This is a genomic window from Luteolibacter rhizosphaerae, from assembly GCF_025950095.1.
Classification (GTDB): Bacteria; Verrucomicrobiota; Verrucomicrobiia; order Verrucomicrobiales; family Akkermansiaceae; genus Haloferula; species Haloferula rhizosphaerae.
This window is the reverse complement of record NZ_JAPDDR010000020.1, coordinates 1-18617: the sequence shown is the minus strand read 5'-3', so window position 1 is coordinate 18617 and position 18617 is coordinate 1. Positions and strand designations below refer to the sequence as shown.

General features: G+C 63.2%; 14 protein-coding genes. 10 read left to right on the top strand and 4 right to left on the bottom strand.

What is annotated here, in order from left to right; all coding sequences use genetic code 11:
• Window positions 1-10 precede the first annotated feature (10 nt).
• On the bottom strand, window positions 11-925 hold the full coding sequence (locus OJ996_RS24970) for a LysR family transcriptional regulator (RefSeq protein WP_264516485.1): 915 nt from the start codon (window positions 923-925) through the stop codon (window positions 11-13).
• A gap of 331 nt (window positions 926-1256) precedes the next feature.
• Here OJ996_RS24970 and OJ996_RS24965 point away from each other — a divergent pair, with 331 nt between their 5' ends.
• The 3 genes from OJ996_RS24965 (at window position 1257) to OJ996_RS24955 (ending at window position 7053) form a co-directional block, all read left to right on the top strand.
• Window positions 1257-2432 (top strand): efflux RND transporter periplasmic adaptor subunit, encoded by a 1176-nt coding sequence (locus OJ996_RS24965; protein ID WP_264516484.1) that lies wholly within the window; start codon window positions 1257-1259, stop codon window positions 2430-2432.
• A 75-nt stretch (window positions 2433-2507) separates the two neighbouring features.
• Window positions 2508-5684, top strand: coding sequence for an efflux RND transporter permease subunit (locus tag OJ996_RS24960; RefSeq protein WP_264516483.1), 3177 nt, complete (start codon window positions 2508-2510; stop codon window positions 5682-5684).
• Entirely contained in the window at window positions 5677-7053 is a 1377-nt protein-coding gene (locus tag OJ996_RS24955; RefSeq protein ID WP_264516482.1) for an efflux transporter outer membrane subunit, read from the top strand. Before OJ996_RS24960 ends, OJ996_RS24955 begins: the two co-directional genes overlap by 8 nt.
• Before the next feature lie 206 nt (window positions 7054-7259).
• On the opposite strand, the gene OJ996_RS24950 is transcribed toward OJ996_RS24955, so the two are convergent.
• Complete coding sequence (locus tag OJ996_RS24950; protein ID WP_264516481.1) at window positions 7260-7772, bottom strand: hypothetical protein; 513 nt, start codon at window positions 7770-7772, stop codon at window positions 7260-7262.
• A 183-nt stretch (window positions 7773-7955) separates the two neighbouring features.
• Here OJ996_RS24950 and OJ996_RS24945 point away from each other — a divergent pair, with 183 nt between their 5' ends.
• Both OJ996_RS24945 and OJ996_RS24940 read left to right on the top strand, forming a co-directional pair.
• On the top strand, window positions 7956-9161 hold the full coding sequence (locus OJ996_RS24945; RefSeq protein ID WP_264516480.1) for a DUF3472 domain-containing protein: 1206 nt from the start codon (window positions 7956-7958) through the stop codon (window positions 9159-9161).
• A 106-nt stretch (window positions 9162-9267) separates the two neighbouring features.
• Window positions 9268-10752: a sulfatase family protein gene (locus OJ996_RS24940; RefSeq protein ID WP_264516479.1), complete on the top strand. Its 1485-nt coding sequence runs from the start codon at window positions 9268-9270 to the stop codon at window positions 10750-10752.
• Window positions 10753-10757: 5 nt separating this feature from the next.
• On the opposite strand, the gene OJ996_RS24935 is transcribed toward OJ996_RS24940, so the two are convergent.
• Both OJ996_RS24935 and OJ996_RS24930 read right to left on the bottom strand, forming a co-directional pair.
• A complete protein-coding gene (locus tag OJ996_RS24935; protein ID WP_264516478.1) occupies window positions 10758-11672 on the bottom strand; it encodes an NAD-dependent epimerase/dehydratase family protein in 915 nt (304 codons plus the stop codon).
• 65 nt (window positions 11673-11737) lie between these two features.
• Window positions 11738-12862 (bottom strand): phosphotransferase enzyme family protein, encoded by a 1125-nt coding sequence (locus OJ996_RS24930; RefSeq protein WP_264516477.1) that lies wholly within the window; start codon window positions 12860-12862, stop codon window positions 11738-11740.
• 186 nt (window positions 12863-13048) lie between these two features.
• Between OJ996_RS24930 and OJ996_RS24925 the strand changes: the two genes are divergently transcribed.
• The 5 genes from OJ996_RS24925 (at window position 13049) to OJ996_RS24905 (ending at window position 18453) form a co-directional block, all read left to right on the top strand.
• On the top strand, window positions 13049-13726 hold the full coding sequence (locus OJ996_RS24925) for a helix-turn-helix transcriptional regulator (RefSeq protein ID WP_264516476.1): 678 nt from the start codon (window positions 13049-13051) through the stop codon (window positions 13724-13726).
• 101 nt (window positions 13727-13827) lie between these two features.
• The gene (locus OJ996_RS24920) at window positions 13828-16581 is read left to right on the top strand and encodes a DUF6600 domain-containing protein (RefSeq protein WP_264516475.1); all 2754 of its coding nucleotides are present in this window, start codon (window positions 13828-13830) and stop codon (window positions 16579-16581) included.
• Between the two features lie 67 nt (window positions 16582-16648).
• A complete protein-coding gene (locus tag OJ996_RS24915) occupies window positions 16649-17437 on the top strand; it encodes a hypothetical protein (RefSeq protein WP_264516474.1) in 789 nt (262 codons plus the stop codon).
• 65 nt (window positions 17438-17502) lie between these two features.
• On the top strand, window positions 17503-17739 hold the full coding sequence (locus OJ996_RS24910) for a hypothetical protein (protein ID WP_264516473.1): 237 nt from the start codon (window positions 17503-17505) through the stop codon (window positions 17737-17739).
• Between the two features lie 75 nt (window positions 17740-17814).
• Window positions 17815-18453, top strand: a complete 639-nt coding sequence (locus OJ996_RS24905; protein ID WP_264516472.1) for a hypothetical protein — start codon at window positions 17815-17817, stop codon at window positions 18451-18453.
• Window positions 18454-18617: the final 164 nt, after the last annotated feature.

Sequence of the window (18617 nt, the reverse complement as noted above, 5' to 3'; positions counted from 1 at the left end):
GGAGAAGGAATCAAGCCACCGCCATCGCCGCGGGCGGGCGGTTCCGTTCTAGCAGGCGGACGAAATTCCGCACCAGCAGCGAGGTGCCCTCCGCCTTCCACACGGCCCACATGGTGAAGTCGACCTTGGAGCGTTCGGTGAGAAGGGGGATCGTGACGATGCCGTGGGTGCTGCGGAGATCGAGAATTTCGGGCAGCATGGATAGCCCCTGATCCGCCGCGACCATGGTGAGCAGCGATTCGAAGCCGAGGATCTGGCGGGTGGCGTGAGGGACGACACCGGACTCAGCGAACATCGCCAAGATATCGCGGCGATGGGTCGAGTGCTTCTCATCGCCGACGCAGAGGATGGTCTGCTCGGTGAGGTCCTCCAGACGAACCGATCGGCGGGAGGCGAGGGGATGCTCCTTCGACACCGAGACGCCGAAGGTGGAGCGGATGAGCAGCAGGCTCGACATGCCCGGGACATTCTCGGTCTCGCGACCGTAGGCGAAGCCGAGGTGGATCTCGTTGTTGGCGAGGGCTTCGAGTTGCTCGGGCGGGGTCATCTCCACGAAGTCGACCTCGACCTCCGGGAAGGTGCTGCGGAAGGCGCGGAGAGCCTCGGGCAGGAAGCCGGCGGAGATCTGACCGCCGGAGCCGATGCGGAGCTTGCCGCGGCGACCGTCTTGAGCTTCGCGGGCAAGGGCTACCGCGTGCTCCACATCGCCGAGGATGGCGCGGGCTTCGGCGAGGAATACCGCGCCAGCATCGGTTAGGGCGACGCTCACGGTATCGCGGTCGAGCAGCTTGATGCCGGTCTCTTCCTCCAAGTCCTTGATCTGCTTGCTCAGCGCCGGGCGCGTCACGTTCAGACGCTCCGCCGCCTTGCGGAAATTCAAGGCCTCCGCCACCGCCACGAAGTATCTCAAGTGTCGAAGTTCCATGGCCCTGAGCACTGGTAACCTCAGGTTACGAGCTTGGAAACTTCAAAGTCATTCCGCGTTTTCAAATCCGATGGTATCGAAAGCGCACGTCTGAAACATTCGTTTCAGAATCAACCGATCCCTCCTACGCTACCTAGAGCCAAGTCCACCGCTCCGCATCTGATTTTTCAGCAGGCGGACCAGAAAAACCGAGGCGACCTGTCCTCACACGCTTTCCCCGATTTCCAGATGACCATGATGGACGCAGATGAAACCCACGACAGGCGGTAGCCCCCGCCCCCGGTCCGACTGCCTTCTTCCTGTTCATTTGAATCCTTCCTCTTTCACCGCCATGCGCCCGCTTTACTTCCTGCCCCTGACTTCGCTCCTGCTCCTGCCCGCTTGCCAAAAGAAGCAAGCCGCCGGTGGCCCGCCGCAGATGCCGCCCGCCGCGGTCACCTTCGTGTCGGCAGCCACGGAGACCGTGAGCATCACCCGCCAGCTTCCCGGCCGTATCGATCCGGTGCGCTTGGCAGAGGTCCGCGCCCGTGTCGGCGGCATCCTGCTGGAAAAGACCTTCCAGGAAGGTGCCGACGTGAAGGCGGGCGACGTGCTTTTCAAGATCGATCCCGCCCCGCTGGAGGCAGTGAAGGAGAATGCCGCCGCGGCTCTGGCCCGGGCCGAGGCGACCCTTCACCAAAACCAGACCCAGCTCGACCGCTATAAGGAACTGGTGACCTCGAACGCGGTCAGCAAGCAGGCCTATGACAATGCCGAATCCGCCGTGAAGGTGGCCGAGGCGGAACTCAAGGCCGCCGCTGCCGCGCTGAAGACCGCCGAGCTGAATCTGGGCTACGCCACGGTGACCGCCCCGATCTCGGGCCGCGTGGGCCGGGCGCAGGTGACGGAAGGTGCCCTGGTAGGGGAGGGCGAAACCACGCTGATGGCGGTGATCCAGCAGCTTGATCCGATCTACTTCGACTTCACCCAATCCAGTGCCGACCTGCTGGCACTACAGCGGGCGATGAAGTCCGGCGAGATCCAAGCCGAGCAAGGCAAGACTGCCGCCAAGCTGCTGCTTGAAGATGGCACCGAGTACTCTCAGTCCGGCAAGATTCTCTTCTCCGAGGCGGTGGTGGATCCCACCACGGGCATGGTCACGCTCCGTGCCGAGTTCCCGAATCCCGAGAAGATCCTGCTTCCCGGCATGTTCGCCCGCGTGCGGGTGGTGCAGGCGGTGAAGGAGAATGTCGTGACCGTGCCGCAGCGCACCGTGACCCGCACTCAGGGCGGCGGTGGCAGCGTGATGGTGATCGACGAATCGAACCACGCGCAGATCCGCATGATCCAGACGGACAATGCGGTGGGCGACAAGTGGGTCGTCACCTCCGGTCTCAAGGCCGGCGAGAAGGTCATCGTGGAAGGCCTGCTCAAGGCCCGCCCCGGTGCGCCGGTGGTTCCCGAGCCCTTCCAACCGGCCAAGGCGGCAACCAGCCAAGCCGAAGCCCAGGACGGCAAGAAGGGCTGATCGCGGTCCAAGCCTGCGCAAGGCCTGACCCGCTATCCCTCCGTCCATTCATTCAGTCTCCAGACGCATCCCGCAATGGCCCAATTCTTCATCGACCGCCCCGTATTCGCCTGGGTGGTTTCCATCCTGATCTCCCTGCTGGGGATCATCTCGATCACCCAGCTCCCGGTGGCGCAGTATCCGGCGGTCGCACCGCCGTCGATCTCCATCACCGCGAACTATGCCGGTGCCTCCGCCGAGACCCTGACCGATACCGTGACCTCGGTGATCGAGCAGAACCTCAACGGGATCGACAACCTGCTGTATATGACGTCCGCGAGCGATGCGAACGGCTCCGCGACGATCACGCTCTACTTCAAGCCCGGCACCGATCCCGATGTGGCGCAGGTGCAGGTGCAGAACAAGGTGCAGCTCGCCACGCCGAGCCTGCCTTCCACCGTGCAGCAGCAGGGTGTGGTGGTGGCGAAGGCGACGCGTAACTTCGCCATGTTCATCGCGCTGACCACGGACGATGGCAGCATGGATGCGATCCAGCTGGGCAACTACATGGCTGCCAGCGTGCTCGACCCGCTGCGCCGCGTGCAGGGCGTGGGTGAAGTGGTGCAGTTCGGCACGCAGTACGCCATGCGCGTGTGGCTCGATCCCGACAAGCTCGTGAGCTACGGCATGACCCCGGGCGATGTGAATGCGGCGATCCAGGCTCAGAACACGCAGGTGCCGGTGGGCCAGATCGGCCAGCTTCCCGCCGCTCCCGGACAGCAGCTCAACATCATTTTGCAAGGCCGCTCGACCCTGCGCGAAGCGGAGGAGTTCAGGAACATCGTGCTGCGCGTGAATACCGACGGCTCGCGCGTCTATCTGCGCGATGTCGCCCGTGTGGAACTCGGCGGCCAGGATTACTCGATCAAGGCCCGTATCGATGGCAAGCCCACCGCGGCTGCCGCCGTGAAGCTCTCGCCCACCGCGAATGCGATGGATACTGCCGAGGGTGTGCGCAAGGAAGTGGAGCGCCTGCAGGCCTTCTTCCCGCCGGGTGTGAAGGTGATCTATCCGCTGGATACCTCCACCTTCGTGAAGATCTCGGTGCAGGAGGTGATCAAGACCCTGGTGGAAGCCATCATCCTGGTGTTCCTGGTGATGTATCTCTTCCTGCAGAATTTCCGCGCCACGCTGATTCCCACGCTGGTGGTGCCGGTGGCGCTACTAGGCACCTGCGGCTTGATGGCGGCCTTCGGTTTCTCGATCAACGTGCTGACCATGTTCGGCATGGTGCTGGCCATCGGTATCCTCGTGGACGACGCCATCGTGGTGGTGGAAAACGTGGAGCGCATCATGAGCGAGGAGGGGCTTCCGGCGAAGGAAGCCACCCGCAAGGCGATGAGCCAGATCACCGGCGCGCTGATCGGTATCACCCTGGTGCTGACCGCGGTATTCATCCCGATGGCCTTCTTCGGTGGCTCGGTGGGCACGATCTACCGCCAGTTCACCATGTCGATGGTGTCGTGTATGATCTTCTCGGTGTTCCTCGCGATGTCGCTGACCCCGGCGCTCTGCGGCACCCTGCTGAAGCAGGTGGACGCCGGTCACCACGTGGCCAAGCGCGGACCCTTCGGCTGGTTCAACCGCGCCTTCGACGCCACCACCAACAAGTATCAGGGAATCGTGGGCGCCACGCTGCGCCACACTTGGGCCGGCCTGCTCGCGCTGGTGATCGTGTGCTTCGGCGTGACCCACCTCTATCAGAAGATGCCGTCCTCCTTCCTGCCGGAAGAAGACCAAGGCTACTTCCTGACGCTGGTGACCCTGCCGGACGGCGCGACCGACGAGCGCACCGGCGAGGCGCTGGTGAAGATGGAGGAGTACTTTGCGAAGCAGCCGGAGATCGAACACTACTTCACGGTGGCGGGCTTCAGCTTCACGGGTAAGGCCCAGAACTCCGGCCTCGCCTTCATCCGCTTGAAGCCGTGGGAGGACCGCGAGGGGGCGGAGCACCGTGTGCAGGAAATCATCAAGCGGGCCATCGGCGGCCTCAGCGGGATCAAGGACGCCTTCGTCTTCCCGATCAACCCGCCGGCCATCGCGGAACTCGGCACTTCGTCCGGCTTCGACTTCTGGCTGCAGGATAATGGCGGCGTGGGTCACGAGAAGCTGATGGCGGCGCGTGACCAACTTCTCGGTCTGGCCGGCGCGAATGCGGCGGATCCCAACGGTGTGCTCACCGGCGTGCGTCCGGAAGGCCTGAACGACACCGCTCAGATCAAGATCGAGCTCGACCAGGACAAGGCCAGTGCGCTCGGTGTCTCGCTCGCGGACATCAATACCACGATGCAGACCGCCTTCGGTTCGGCTTACGTGAACAACTTCGTGAACGGTGCCCGCGTGCAGCGCGTGATCGTGCAGCTCGATGCGCCCTTCCGCATGACGCCGGAGGACCTCGGTAAGATCTGGCTGCGGAACAAGGAGGGCAAGATGGTGCCGCTTTCGTCCGTGACCCGGACCGAGTGGTCCTTCGGTTCGCCCCAGCTCCAGCGCTACAACGGGGTGCCGGCGGTGAACATCAAGGGCGCGGCCAAGCCGGGCCGCAGCTCGGGTGAGGCGATGGCGGAGATGGAAAGCTTGGCCAAGCAATTGCCGGAAGGTCTCGGCTTCGAATGGTCCGGCCAGTCGCTGGAGGAAAAGATCTCCGGCAACCAGGCCCCCATGCTCTACGGCGTCTCGGTCTTGATCGTGTTCCTCTGTCTCGCCGCCCTTTATGAAAGCTGGTCCATCCCGGTGGCGGTGATGATGGTGGTCCCGCTCGGGATCATCGGGGCACTCGCCGCTGTGTCCTTCCGCGACCTGCCAAACGACGTGTATTTCAAGGTGGGTCTGCTCACCACGGTGGGTCTCTCGACCAAGAACGCCATCCTGATCATCGAGTTCGCGATGGATTTGGAAAAGGCGGGCAAGGGCTTGATCGAAGCCACCTTGGAAGCGGTGAAACTGCGCCTCCGTCCGATTTTGATGACCTCGATGGCCTTCGTGCTCGGCGTGGTGCCGCTGGTGATCAGCAGCGGCGCGGGCTCCGCCAGTCAGAATGCGATTGGCACGGGGGTTGCAGGCGGCATGATCTCGGGCACGGTCCTCGCGATCTTCCTGGTGCCCGTGTTTTACGTCGTTGTTCGCAGCATCGTGAATCGATTCAGTCCTGCTAAAAATCCGGAATCGGAAAAACCCTCCCAGCCTCTAACCGGAGACCTCAATCATGCGTAAGCCGCATCTCATTGCACTGACATTCCCCGTCCTGCTGGGTTCCTGCAACCTCGAGCCGAAACTCGAAGGCGTAAACTCACCCGTTCCTGAAAACTACCCGGGTAATTCCGGAGGCAGCGTTTCCGCGGACATCGCATGGAACAAGTTCATCTCCGACCCGCGGCTCAAGCGGCTGGTCAAGATGGCGATCGACAACAACCGTGACCTGCGGGTGGCGGCGCTGAATGTCGAGGCGACCCGTGCCCAGTATGGTATCACCCGCAGCGCGCTCTTCCCCACCGTGAACGTGGGGGCGGGCGGTTCCCGCAGCCGCCAGCCGGGTGCCCTCGGCACCGGCACGGCGATCGAGTCCCGCGCCTACGAGGTGTCGGTGGGCGTCACCTCCTACGAGCTGGATATCTTCGGCCGTGTGCGCAGCCAGAGCAATGCGGCGCTGCAGGAGTACTTCGCCAGCGATGCCGCCCGCGTGGGCGTGCAGATCTCCCTGGTGGCGGAAGTGGCGAATGCCTACTTCAACCAGCGTGCGGCGATCGAGCAGATCAATCTCGCCCAGCAGACGCTGGATGCGGTGAGCGAAACCTACGACCTGACCCAGAAGCGTTTCGATGCCGGCGATGTGTCCGAACTGGACCTGCGCTCGGTGGACATCCAGGTGCAGACCGCGAAGGCCCAGCTCGCCGCTTACCGGCAGCGCGTGTCCGAAACGAACAATGCCTTGGCGGTGCTGATCGGTGCTCCGGTGCCGAGCAGCTTGCCGGAGGGCCGTTCGCTGGAAGGCGCGCTGGTGGCGGAAGTCCGCGCCGGGGTCTCCTCGGATTTGTTGCGCCGCCGTCCGGACATTCTTGAAGCCGAGCACCAGCTCAAGGGCGCAAACGCGAACATCGGTGCCGCGCGTGCCGCCTTCTTCCCGCGCATCACGCTCACCGGCAGTGCCGGCACGGCCAGCCGCAGCCTGGGTGATTTGTTCCAGAGCGGATCCTCCGCTTGGGCCTTCAGCCCGCAGGTCAGCGTGCCGATCTTCGATGGCGGTCTGAACAAGGCGAATCTCGACTTGGCCCAAGTGCGCAAGCAGATCGAGATCGCGAGTTACGAGAAGACGATCCAAACCGCCTTCCGCGAGGTGGCCGATGGTCTCGCCGCTCGCACCGGCTTGGCCGGCCAGATCGAGGCCTATCAGAGTTTGGTCGCGGCCCAGCAGAAGCGTTTCGAGCTCGCCGATGCCCGCTATCGCCAAGGGGTCGACAGTTATTTCGAGGTGCTCACCGCACAACAAGACCTGTTTGAATCACGCCAAGCTTTGATTCAACTTCGCCTTGCGCGTGCGGTAAACTCCATTGGGCTTTACAAGGCCCTCGGAGGCGGCTGGTAATCCCGGCTAACAAGATTTCAAAACGAGGGCGGTCGCGACGATCCGCAGCTTGTGGAGAAGCAGATGTGCAGGCTCTTTCTGGGAGGGATGAGCCGCTGCTGCCGCTTCCGGGCTGCGGATCCTCCCGGCCGCCCTTTTCTTTATCGTAAGCCTTACCCTTTCACGGGGAGGCCCCGCTCCCAAAGAGCCTGTGGTTCCACTGGGAATCACGCCTCCGTCGAGCGGGAGCGATAGTCGCGCAGCGCCGCATTCAGCAGGCGGGCCAGATCTTCCGCCCGCATGCCATCCACCGGCGGCAGGGAACCATGGCAGCCGTAGAAGCGGTGAAAGCGCTTTAGCAGGCCGGGAGCCTTCAGCTCGCGTTCATCGTGGACCTGATAGCCGATTCCGTAGCGGGCCCATGCCGGCGTGAGACCCAGGCCGGTGTCATCGAAATCCACCACGGAGAAATTCCGGAACTGCTCCCAGCGCAACTGGCTGCGCCAGAACAGGCGGTGAAGGGTGATCCCGTGCTGGTCCACGGACATGCCGGTGCGGCGCGGGAAGAGAGCGGGGATCGATACCAGCGCGGCACCTCCTGCCAGCACGGCCACGAAGATCTGGGCCTCCAAGGTATTCACCTTCCCCGCGGCGAAGAGGATCACGGTGGGGATAAGGAAAGCGGCGAGCAACCAGTAGACCGGCCGCTTCATGGTGCTGAAATGCTTGGGCAGCGTCACGCGGGGGCCATATGGCGGGTTCTTATCTAACATTCAAGCATTCCATTCTTTCGCGGAGATATGTTAGTCGGGAAAACAGTAGCCTGTGGATTCGCATTGACCGATATGGCGTAAAAGCGAATCTCCGGCGTGAAAAAGTGCCTTTTGGTATTCCTTCTTGCGAGTTCAGGCTTGGCTCCCGCGATGGTGGAGATCCCTGCTTTCACCGCCTACAGCACTCCGGATCCCAACAAGGGGGTGAACCGGGCCAAGGATGGTAACCTGACCCAGTGGGAGAAGGACACGAGCCTTTCCTGGTACGGTCACATCGCGAACAAGGGGAAGCTGCTCGTTTCCCTGGCGACGGTGGGGAAGGCAGGCGGTACTTTGAAGCTCACCGTCTCCTCGCAGGCGAAACCGGCCCAGTCATGGAAGCTGGATGGCAAGGAAGAGGGGGAGTCGGTTGCATTCGGCTCCGTTAAGATCGCCGAGCCGGGCTACTATCGCTTCACGCTGGAAGGGAGAGGGAAGTTGCCGGACCTGCGTTCCTTGAATCTCGATGGCCCGGCCTCGGAGGGGGCGCACTTCTCGAAGGTGGAGCGCCGCAATTCGGCCTCTATCCATCTCGGCTACGAGGTGCCTTCGCAAGCGAAGGAGGAGGTGGAGTGGTTTTACCTCGAAGTTACCCCGAAGACGGAACCGCTGTGGAGCTACTACATGGCGACCGGCTGGCATCGCGGTTACTTCGGCATGCAGGTGAACAGCCCGACCGAGCGGCGGATCATCTTCTCGGTCTGGGATTCCGGCAATGAGGCCATCGACCGCGGCAAGGTTCATGATGACAACCGGGTGAAGCTTCTGGCCAAGGGGCCGAAGACCAATGCCGGTGACTTCGGCAACGAGGGGACTGGCGGTCACAGCCACCTCGTCTATCCATGGAAGCTCGGTGACACGGTGCACTTCCTGATGCGGGCACAGGCGGAGGGCGATGTGACGATCTACACCGGCTGGTTCCGCGATTCGAAGAAGAAGGATTGGGAACTCGTCTCCTCCTTCCGCGCGCCAAAGGACGGGAAGTACCTGCACGGCCTCTACTCCTTCAACGAGAACTTCGGCGGCCAGAACGGCCAGGAACGCCGCGTGTGTGAATTCGGCAACGGCTGGATCAAAACGCACTCCGGCAAATGGCTGCCTCTTAACAAAGCCGCCTTCACCCATGACGGTCACGGCAAGGAGGAGCGCCTCGACCGCAGCGCAGGAACCATCGGCAAGCGCTTCTACCTCGCCAACGGCGGCTTCGTGGAGGATACCAACAAGACCGCGGTGACCAAGGCCTATGAGAAGATGGAGCTCAACGGACCGGAAGGGAAGCATCCGGCGGATGCGGAGCTGGAGAAGCTGCCGAAGTAGTCATGCCGTTTGACCTCCTTGCGCGGACAAATCGGGCGATGCGATCCAAAAGCCTTCGACGCGGTGGGCTTTCAATAGAACTGCTCTCTTCTTCCGTAAGCAGGTGATGCTTCTCCGCAGCTTCTTGCTCCTCTTCCCGGCATTCATCGCCAGTGCGGTGGCGCGGCCGAATATCGTGCTCTTCGTCACGGACGATCAGAGTCCGATCGCGGGCTGCTACGGATCGCCGTTGATCCGGACGCCGCATCTCGACCAACTCGCGAAGGAGGGCACGCGGTTCACGGAGGTCTTCGCCACCACCGCATCCTGCTCGGCGAGCCGTTCGGTGATCCTGACCGGCCTGCACAATCATGCGAACGGGCAGTACGGCCATGTGCATGAATACCACAAGTTCGAGACCTTCGAGAGCTGCTCGGCGCTCAGCCTGCCACTGCAGTTGAAGTCGCTGGGCTATCGCACCGCGCATATCGGCAAGCTGCACGTGGCACCGGAATCGGTATACGGCTTCGAGCGCTGGATCGCTTCAAGGGGACCGCATAAAACGCCGGACTGGGTGGAGGCCTGCAAGCCGCTCTTCAACGAGAAAACGGAGCAGCCCTTTTTCCTCTGCTTTTGGACCAACGATCCGCATCGGGGTGCGGAGGATGACTCGACCGCCCCGGAAGAATTGAAGCCGAACCGTTTCGGCAATCCCGCGACAGGACAGACCTATCCGGGCATTGAGGAGGTCACCTACGATCCGGCGAGTCTCCCGGTGCCCGATTTCCTGCCGGACACGCCGGAGTGCCGCAGGGAGCTGGCTCAATACTACCAGAGTGTCACTCGCACGGATAAGGCTCTCGGAGCCTTGGTGGCGGCGCTGAAAGAGGCGGGGCAGTACGAGAAAACGATGATCGTCTTCACGGCGGATCACGGCATGGCCTTCCCCGGCGCGAAGACGACCGTGTATGAAGCCGGGCTGAAAGTGCCTTTCGTCGTGAAGATGCCGGGCGTGAACGGCGGCGCGGTCAATGACGCCATGATCTCGCACGCGGATATCACGCCCGCCTTGCTGGATGCGGCGGAGGGCTACGATGCCGGGAAGCGGGCGCCGAAAACGCTGTTACCGGTGGCGAAGCTAGGGAAGGGCGAGAACCCCGGCCCGAAGTTCCAGCGTTACCACGGCAAGTCGTGGTTAAACCTGCTCGGCAAGGAGCACGGGGAGGGCTGGGATTCGGTCCTGGCATCGCACACCTTCCACGAGATCCAGATGTATTACCCGATGCGCGCGATCCGCGACCGGCAGTTCAAGCTGATCTGGAACATTGCCGCTCCCTTGCCCTATCCCTTTGCCTCCGACCTGTGGGCGGCATCGACTTGGCAGGCGCAATACAAGAAGGGGCTGGATGCGCCATATGGAAAGCGCACGGTCGGTTCCTATATCCAGCGCCCTGTCTTCGAACTCTTCGATCTGAAGGCCGACCCGGCCGAATCAAAGAATCTGGCAGACGACCCGCAACACCGCGCTCAACTCGAGGCGATGAAAGAGCGGCTCAAGGCGGGACAGAAGGAGACGGCCGATCCTTGGGCGTTGAAATGGAAATACGAGTGAGCAGCCTACTTCCGGAAGAACTCCAAGGTGGTGGCGAGCGCTTCGTCGAGCGAATGCTTCGGGGTCCAGCCGGCGCCTCGCAGCTTGTCGGCACTGGAGCGGGAATGCTTCACATCACCCGCACGTTCGGGGCCGTGGAAAACCTTGGCCGCGGAGCCGGAGGAGGCGATGATCTTGTTGGCCAGATCGTTGATGGTCATCTGGCCGCCATAGCCAGCGTTAAAGACACCGGTCACGCCCGGCGTCTCGGCGGCGAAGGAAAGGGCACCGACGATGTCCTTCACGTAGATGAAGTCGCGGGTCTGCTCTCCATCGCCATGCACGGTGATGTCCTCGCCCCCAAGTGCCTTCTCGATGAAGATCGGCACGGCGGCAGCATAGGCACCCTTCGGATCCTGGCGCGGGCCGAAGACATTGAAGAAGCGGATGGCGGCGGTTTCGAGACCCCGCTCACGCTTGAAGAGATCGAGGTAATATTCGCCGTCGAGCTTCGTCACCGCGTAGGGGCTCTTCGGCTCCGGCAGCATGCTCTCGAGCTTCGGGACCGTCGGGTTGTCGCCGTAGATGGCGGCGGAAGAAGCGAAGACGAGCTTCTTCACCCCGGCCGCAGCCGCGGCTTCGAGCACGTTCAGCAGGCCGTGCACGTTGATGTCCACGCATTCGGCGGGCTTGGCCATTGATTCCGGCACGCTCACCAGCGCCGCCATGTGGAAGATGTAGTCCACTCCCTCAACGGCCTTTGCCACCGTATCGCGATCGGTGATCGAACCCTCGATGAAGTGGCACTTCAGGCCATCGAGATTCTTGCGATAGCCGGTGCGCAGGTTATCGAGCACGCGGATCTCCTCCGCCTTGTCCTGATAGTGCTCGACGATGTGGGAGCCGATGAAACCGGAGCCTCCGGTGACGAGGATTTTCATGGAAGAGACGCAAGACAGAAGACTTGAAGACGCACGACTTGAAAAGCGCGAAGACGTCTCGGGAATCAGGCCGCGACAACGATCTTGCTGCTGCCGGCGACGTCCTGGACGATCTCTTCCATCTGCTCGAGGTTCTCCTCGATGGCGCGGACCATGGCGAACTGCGAGCGACAGCGGTCCATGTTGTGGCCGGGGCGCTTGGTCTTGAAGTAGACGTCACCCTGCAGGTGATCGGTCAGGAAGCGGATGCCGCATTCCAATGTGAGCAGCTTGCCGGAGAAGGCGAGCATGCCGATCTCCGAGATGTTCAGGAAGGAAGAGGCGCTGTCCAGATAGCCACGGACGAGGGCGTCGAAGCGGTCGAGACGGATGCCGACGAGCGAGAGATCCACTTCGTCCTCGCGGGTGGTGGGAGTGGCGGTGCGCACCATATCGCCGAAGTCGTAGAGGACCGAGCCCGGCATGGTGGTATCCAGGTCGATCACACAGACCCCTTCCGAAGTCACGTCGTCGAGAAGCACGTTGTTGAGCTTGGTGTCGTTGTGGGTCACGCGCTCGGGGATCACACCGGCGGCGATCATGTCGGTCACGCGGCGGCAATCGGTGGCGCGGGCGAGGGCGAACTCGATCTCGGCCTTGCAGGTGCGGGCGCGCCCGGCGATGTCCGCGTCGATGGCGTCCTGGAGCGCTTGGAGGCGCTTGGGCGTATGGTGGAAATTGGGGATCGTCTCGTGGAGACGGGTGCCGCCGAGGTCGGCGGCGAGCTTCTGGAATTCGCCGAAGGCGCGGGCTGCCTGTTCGGCTTGGAGATTGGTTTTCAGTTCGTCGTAACCGCGGGCACGCTCGATGAAGGGGTAGGTGCGCCAGAAATTGCCGTCGCGGTCGATGGCGTAGGGCCTGCCGTCGAGGGCGGGGATGACGGTGAGGGTGCGGCGGTGGGCCTCCGGGTGGCCTTGGTCGAGGAGGCGGGCGAGGGAATGGGCAGTGACGCGCTCGATGTTCTCCATCAGGGCGGCGGGATCCTTGAAGATATTGTGGTTGATCCGCTGGTGGATGAAGCGGATGCGCAGGCCGGCTTGGTCGTACCACGCGCAGTAGGTGTCGTTGATGTGCCCGGAGCCATAGGGCTGGGCATCAACGAAATCGGCTCTCATGTCGAAGAGACCGGAGACGTGACGCAAGTCGTGCATGGGATCGGCTTTAGGCATTGAAGCTCCTCTAATCCAGAAAAAAATGACGGAATTGGATCTAAAGGTGGGTTTTAATGAGGAGTCAGAGAATGAGTTATAGCATGGTGGCGCGGAAAGGCACTTTTGCCCGAAGTCTTTCCAGATTTTGGTTTGCGCCGCCGGGGCAAAGGCGGGGAGTGTCAGGGCATGTTCCTGCCGGGGTTTCGTGAGTTGGTGAAGGAGGGTTGGGTGAAGGTGATCGAGGAGCTGAAGGTTTCCGGCGGTCTGCCCGTGAGCGAGCTGAGCCGGCGCCTCGGAACCAGCTACATGGGGATGAAGGACCAGTGCGACAAGCTGGTGAAGATGGGCTATGTGGAGCGCTGGCGGCTGCCGCGGCAGGAGGTGGGGCGACCGGAGATCATGTATCGCATGGCGCCGAAAGCCGATGCGATATTCCCGCAGGCCGGGGTGGGTCTTTCACTGGAGCTTTTGGATGCGGCGCGCACGCTCTTCGGCGACACCGCGCCGGAGCGGCTGCTGCTGCAGTACTTCAGCCAGCTCCGCGAGCGCTGGCGGCCGAAGCTGACGAAGACCCGCTCGCTGGTGGAGCGGGCCACGATGCTTTCGGGCCTGCGGGAGAAGGAAGGCTGCTTCGGCCGCTGCCGGTATGATCCGGCGAAGGGCTTCCGGATCGAGGAGTACCATCACCCGCTGCACGCGATCTTCGCGGCCTATCCCGGGGCGATCCATCTGGAACTGCGGATGATGGAGGAACTGCTCGGCACCCGGGTGGTGCGACGCGAAGTACCCGGTGGGCGCGGTGGTCCGGCACGGGTGGACTACGAGGTGGCCACGTTGGGGAAGACGGAGGTCACCCAGATTTGAGCGCTGTGCGGTCGGATGACGCTCGCGGGTGGATTTTCTGCGCAAGCGATTGAATAGTGGGAGCGGACTTCCGTCGAAGTTCGAGTAATCCCATACTTCCCATGAAGCATCCCCGATTCCTCTGGGCCACTCCGGCGCTATGCCTGTTGCTGGCAGCTTGTGAAAAGCAGAAGTCCACGAGCGGGGAGGGGGCTTCGGGCGGGGATGATGCCGCGGCGCAGCGGGCGGCGCTGGAGGATGAGCGGATCGAGGTCGAGCGCCAGCGGCTGGAGGAAGAACGGCTGGCCTTGGAGGAGGAGAAGGAAGCGCTGCGACAGGCACGTGAGGACCGTCTGGCCCAGCGTGAACAGGATGCCGCGGCGACCGACGAAGAACTGGCGGAGCGCCAGCGCGAGCTGGATGAACGCGAGGCGGCGCTGAGCCAGCAGGCAGGCGATCTGGCCTCGCGCGAGTCTTACCTCACGGAGCAGGAGACCCAGCAAGCAGGAACCGGGGCCTTGGACGATTGGGAACCCGAGCCGTTGCCGGAGATCCAAGAGCCGGTGGCCGACTACGAGACTTTCTACGAGGACCTGCAGCCGCACGGCTCGTGGTTCGAGACGCCGGATTACGGCTACGTCTACCAGCCCACGGTGGTGGTGCAGGATACCTCATGGCGACCCTACACGCGCGGCCGCTGGGCCTGCACGAATCTGGGCTGGAACTGGGTCTCGGACGAGCCCTTCGGCTGGGCCTGCTTCCACTACGGCCGCTGGGCCTGCCTGTCGGGTCGCGGCTGGGTGTGGATCCCCGGTGACGAGTGGGCACCCTCGTGGGTGTGCTGGCGCGAGGGCGGGGATCATGTCGGCTGGGCACCGCTGCCGCCGGAGACACTGTGCTATCGTGGCCATAGCTGGGGCACGAGCGTGGACACGGACTTCGGCATTGGCTCGGATTGCTTCATCTTCGTGCACTGCCGCCACATGGCGGAGCCGCTGTGGCAGCACTGCCTGCCGCCGGGAAGGAATCACCACTTCATTTCGATTTCGACGGGCATCACGAACATCCATGTGGAGCACAACCATGTGGTGAGCGGTGGTCCGCGCTGGGACAAGCTGCGCAGACTCGTGAATCGTCCGTGGCCGGTGTATCAATTGCGCCTCGATCGCTTGCGTGGTCTGGAGGACCGCGGTCACCGGGCCGCGCAGTTCCAAGGTAATCAGCTGGCGGTCTTCGCACCGAATCTGAATGCGCGCTGGAATGCCGCGCTGCGTCCGTCGCGGGTGGCTGGCCGGATCGAGCAACTCGAAGTGGTGCGCTCGCCGCAGGGCATCCGGCCGGAATGGCGTGAACGCTTCCGCGAAGCGCGGCAACAGCAGCAGGCGCAAGCGCAGGCCGCGAATCGCGAGCAGGGCGAAGGCCCGAATCGCCAGCAGCGGCTGCAGGCAAACCGTGAGCGAGTGCAGGCCGCGCAGGGTCGTCTGCAAGAGCGGCAGCAGGAGATCGTGGAAGAGCGCCGCGAGCGTTTCACCCGCGAGCGCGGTGGTGAAGGCCGCAACTCCACAGCGGACAACTATCGCCGCAATGCCGAGAGATTGCGCGAACATGGACGCCAGCGCGGCTCACAAGAGGGTGCTGAAACACCGCGCCGCGAGCAAGCGAATGGCGGCAATGCGGAGCGACCGAATCGCGGCCCGCAGCAAGGGCAAGCGAATGGCGGCAATGCCGAACGACCGAACCGCGGGCCGGGGCAAGGCGAGCGGCCGGGTCGTCCGGAGCGTCCCGGTCAACAGACGGGCAAGCCGCGTGAAGGCGCAGGCCAAGCCGAGGGTGGACGCCAAGGGGGAGAAGATCCGGCGCGCGTGGCACGCCGCGAACGGATCGAGGAGGCGCGTCGCCAGAATCTCGAACAGGCCCGCCAGCAGCAACAGCAAGTGCGCCCGCAGGAAGGAGGCGCGCCGAATGAAACGGCCCAACAGCCGACACAGCCGCAGCGCGGGAATGAAGGCATGGAAGAGCAGCGCGGAGGTCGCGGGCAGGATCGCCCCGCTGCGCGGCCACGCCCTGAGCCGCAACCACGGCCCCAGGAGCAAGCGGGTGACAACAATCCGCCGCAGGAGACCCGCCGCGAACAAATGGAGGAAACGCGCCGGGAGCAGCAGGAGCAGGCGCGCCGCGGTAACGAGCAAGAGACCGCGCGTCGCCAGCAGGAGCAGGCCCGCAATGACCAAGAGCAGGCCAATCGCCGCGCGCAGCAGGAGCAGGCGCAAGAACGCGCCGAACAGAATCGCCGTCAGCAGGATGAGGCGCGGGAACAAGATCGCCGTCGCCAGCAAGGTGACATGCAGCGAGAGCAGCAGGAGCAGGCCCGCCGCCAGCAACAGCAGGAGGAGCAAGCCCGCCAACAAGAGCAAGCCCGTCAGCAGCAGGAAGAGCAACGCCGCCAGCAACAGGAGCGCATGAGAGAGCAACAAGAAGAGAGAGCCCGCCAGCAGGAGCAGGCACGTCAGCAACAGGAGGAGCAACGCCGCCAGCAGCAGGAGCGGATGCGTGAGCAGCAGGAAGAACGTGCCCGCCAGCAAGAGCAGGCCCGCCAACAGCAGGAAGAACGTGCCCGTCAGCAAGAGGAAGCACGGCGCGAGCAGCAGGAGCGGATGCGGGAACAACAGGAAGAGCGTGCGCGCCAGCAAGAGGAGGCGCGGCAGCAGCAGGAGGAAGCCCGTCGTCAGCAGGAAGAGGCCCGTCGCCAGCAAGAGGAAGCGCGCCGTGAACAGCAGGAGCGTGCCCGCCAAGAGCAGGAAGAACGCTCGCGGCAGGAACGGCAGCGCGACACCGAGCGCCAGCAGGACGATCAGCGGCGGCAGCGGGGCCGGTAAAAACACGGATGGGTCAAGGGGTCGCTTCCCTTGACCCCACCGATCCTGGAAGTAGTTTCAGAGGCCGATGAGATGGTTTGCGGGCATGCTGCTTTCGCTGGCGCTTTGTCGCTTGGTCGCGGCGCGGGAGCTGCCGCCGGAACTGGCCGGCGCCACAGAGAATCACGCCCGTGCGGTGAAGGCGGTGGATGCCTCGCGGCAGGCCGCGCTAGAGAGCCTGAAGCGGAATTTCGTGTCTTCTCTGGCAGCGGCGGAGATGCAGGCGAGCAAGCGCGGCGAAGTGAGCAAGGCGGCGATGCTTTTGAAGCTGCGCTCGTCGATCCAAGCGGGTTCGGAGGACCGACGCCCGTTGAACGGAATGAGTGCGGGGCAACGTCGCCGGCAGATGGGTTACTTCGATTCGCTGGACCGGATCGAGCGGAGCTTTGATTCACGCTACAAGGAGGCGGACGCGGCTTACCTCAAAGAGCTGCGGGAGATCGAGACGCCGCTGCCGGAGGATTCGGAGCTGCGCGATGTGATCGCTGGCCTGCGTAAGAAGCTGGGGGGCTCCGGTGATGGGGCCGGCCGCAAGCTGGTGGCAGCCTACTTCGACAACACCGAATGGCTGTGGAAGGGGGATCCCACACAGGTGTGGAAGTTTCTCCCGGGCGGGAGGATCGTGACGAAGAACTCCGTGAGCGGTCACCTGCGCTGGCGGATCACCGGCACGGATACCTTCGTGATCACGGAGGGCGGCAGCGACATGTGGGAGTTCACCATGGATTTCGAGACGATGAGCGTGGACGGGCAGCGGGTGACGAACCGGAAGAACACCGCGACGCTGGCATTCTGGCGGCGGATCCCGGGGCGCTAAGGGCGCTCCATTTCATGGCGATGATTCCAAGTGCGGGTGAGGCGCGCTTCAGGCAGGATCGCGGCATGAAGAGGAGCAAGGAATGCCCGAAGTGCCACGGCAAGGACATCATCGCGGATGCGAAGGTGATCGACCTCGGTCACGGGAACCTGGAGAAGGAATTGACGGTGGCGACCTTTAGCAAGCCGGAGGCGATGTTCTTCCGCGGGAAGGCCACGAGCAAGGTATCTGCGTGGGTTTGCCGGACTTGCGGGTTCACGGAGTTTTACGCGGATAGTCCGGGGATGCTTGGCGGGGAGTGAGGGGGCTTCAGGGTCCATCAAAGAAGGCTTGCGTAAGTGCTGGAAAAGGTGCATTTTAGCGGCGTGTCTTCGCCGATGAAACGGATCCTGCCTCTCCTCGCTTCGTGTCTCATCCTGCCGTGCCTGGGCGCGGGGATTCCGGTGGAAGACGGGAAGGTGATGGTGCCACACACGATGCTCCGGCCGAATGCCTCTCAAGCGGAGGAGATCGCGGTGCTGAACTCGATCACCTTGACCCAAGAGCAGTGGGAGGATCTGCGGAAGGTTTCGCCGAACACGCCGAAGCGGGTGGAATTGCTGCCGGAGACCTATGACGACTGCACCTGCGAGATGAATGTGGGTGGTATCCTGATGAAGGACGGGCGGGTGAGCGTGCTGCATGTCGAGCAGACCGCGGAGCTTCTTTCGTGGTACTTCAGTGATGAGGGGGACATCGAGTTCAAGGTGGATGAGCGAGGCCAGTTTTACTTCAAAGGGATCTTGGTGCGTTACCCGGTGCTGCTAGAGAGCATCCGTAAAGCGAAGGTGGCGGCTACGGGGCGCACGGATGTGACGTGGACTGCGACGGTCTCGGTGCCGCTGGGGAAGTCGCCGACCGATGCGGTGTATGCGGGGCGTTTGAGGGAGGTCTACGGGTTGTTGGCGGAGAAGGGATGGAACGAGGGGCACTTGCCGGATTGTTTCGTGCCGAAGGTGGCGACGGTGGGGGAGTGAGGGAATCATCTTGGGTCGTGAGCTCCTTGAGCCCCTTTGGGCATGCGCGTCAGGTTAAGGCTCCGGAGTTCCAGGTTTGATTGAAGTTCGCCCGTTTCCTTTTGTCGTAGCAGCAGTATTTGACCAGGGCTCGCAGCGTCCGGTGCTCATGCTCCGGGTCACCT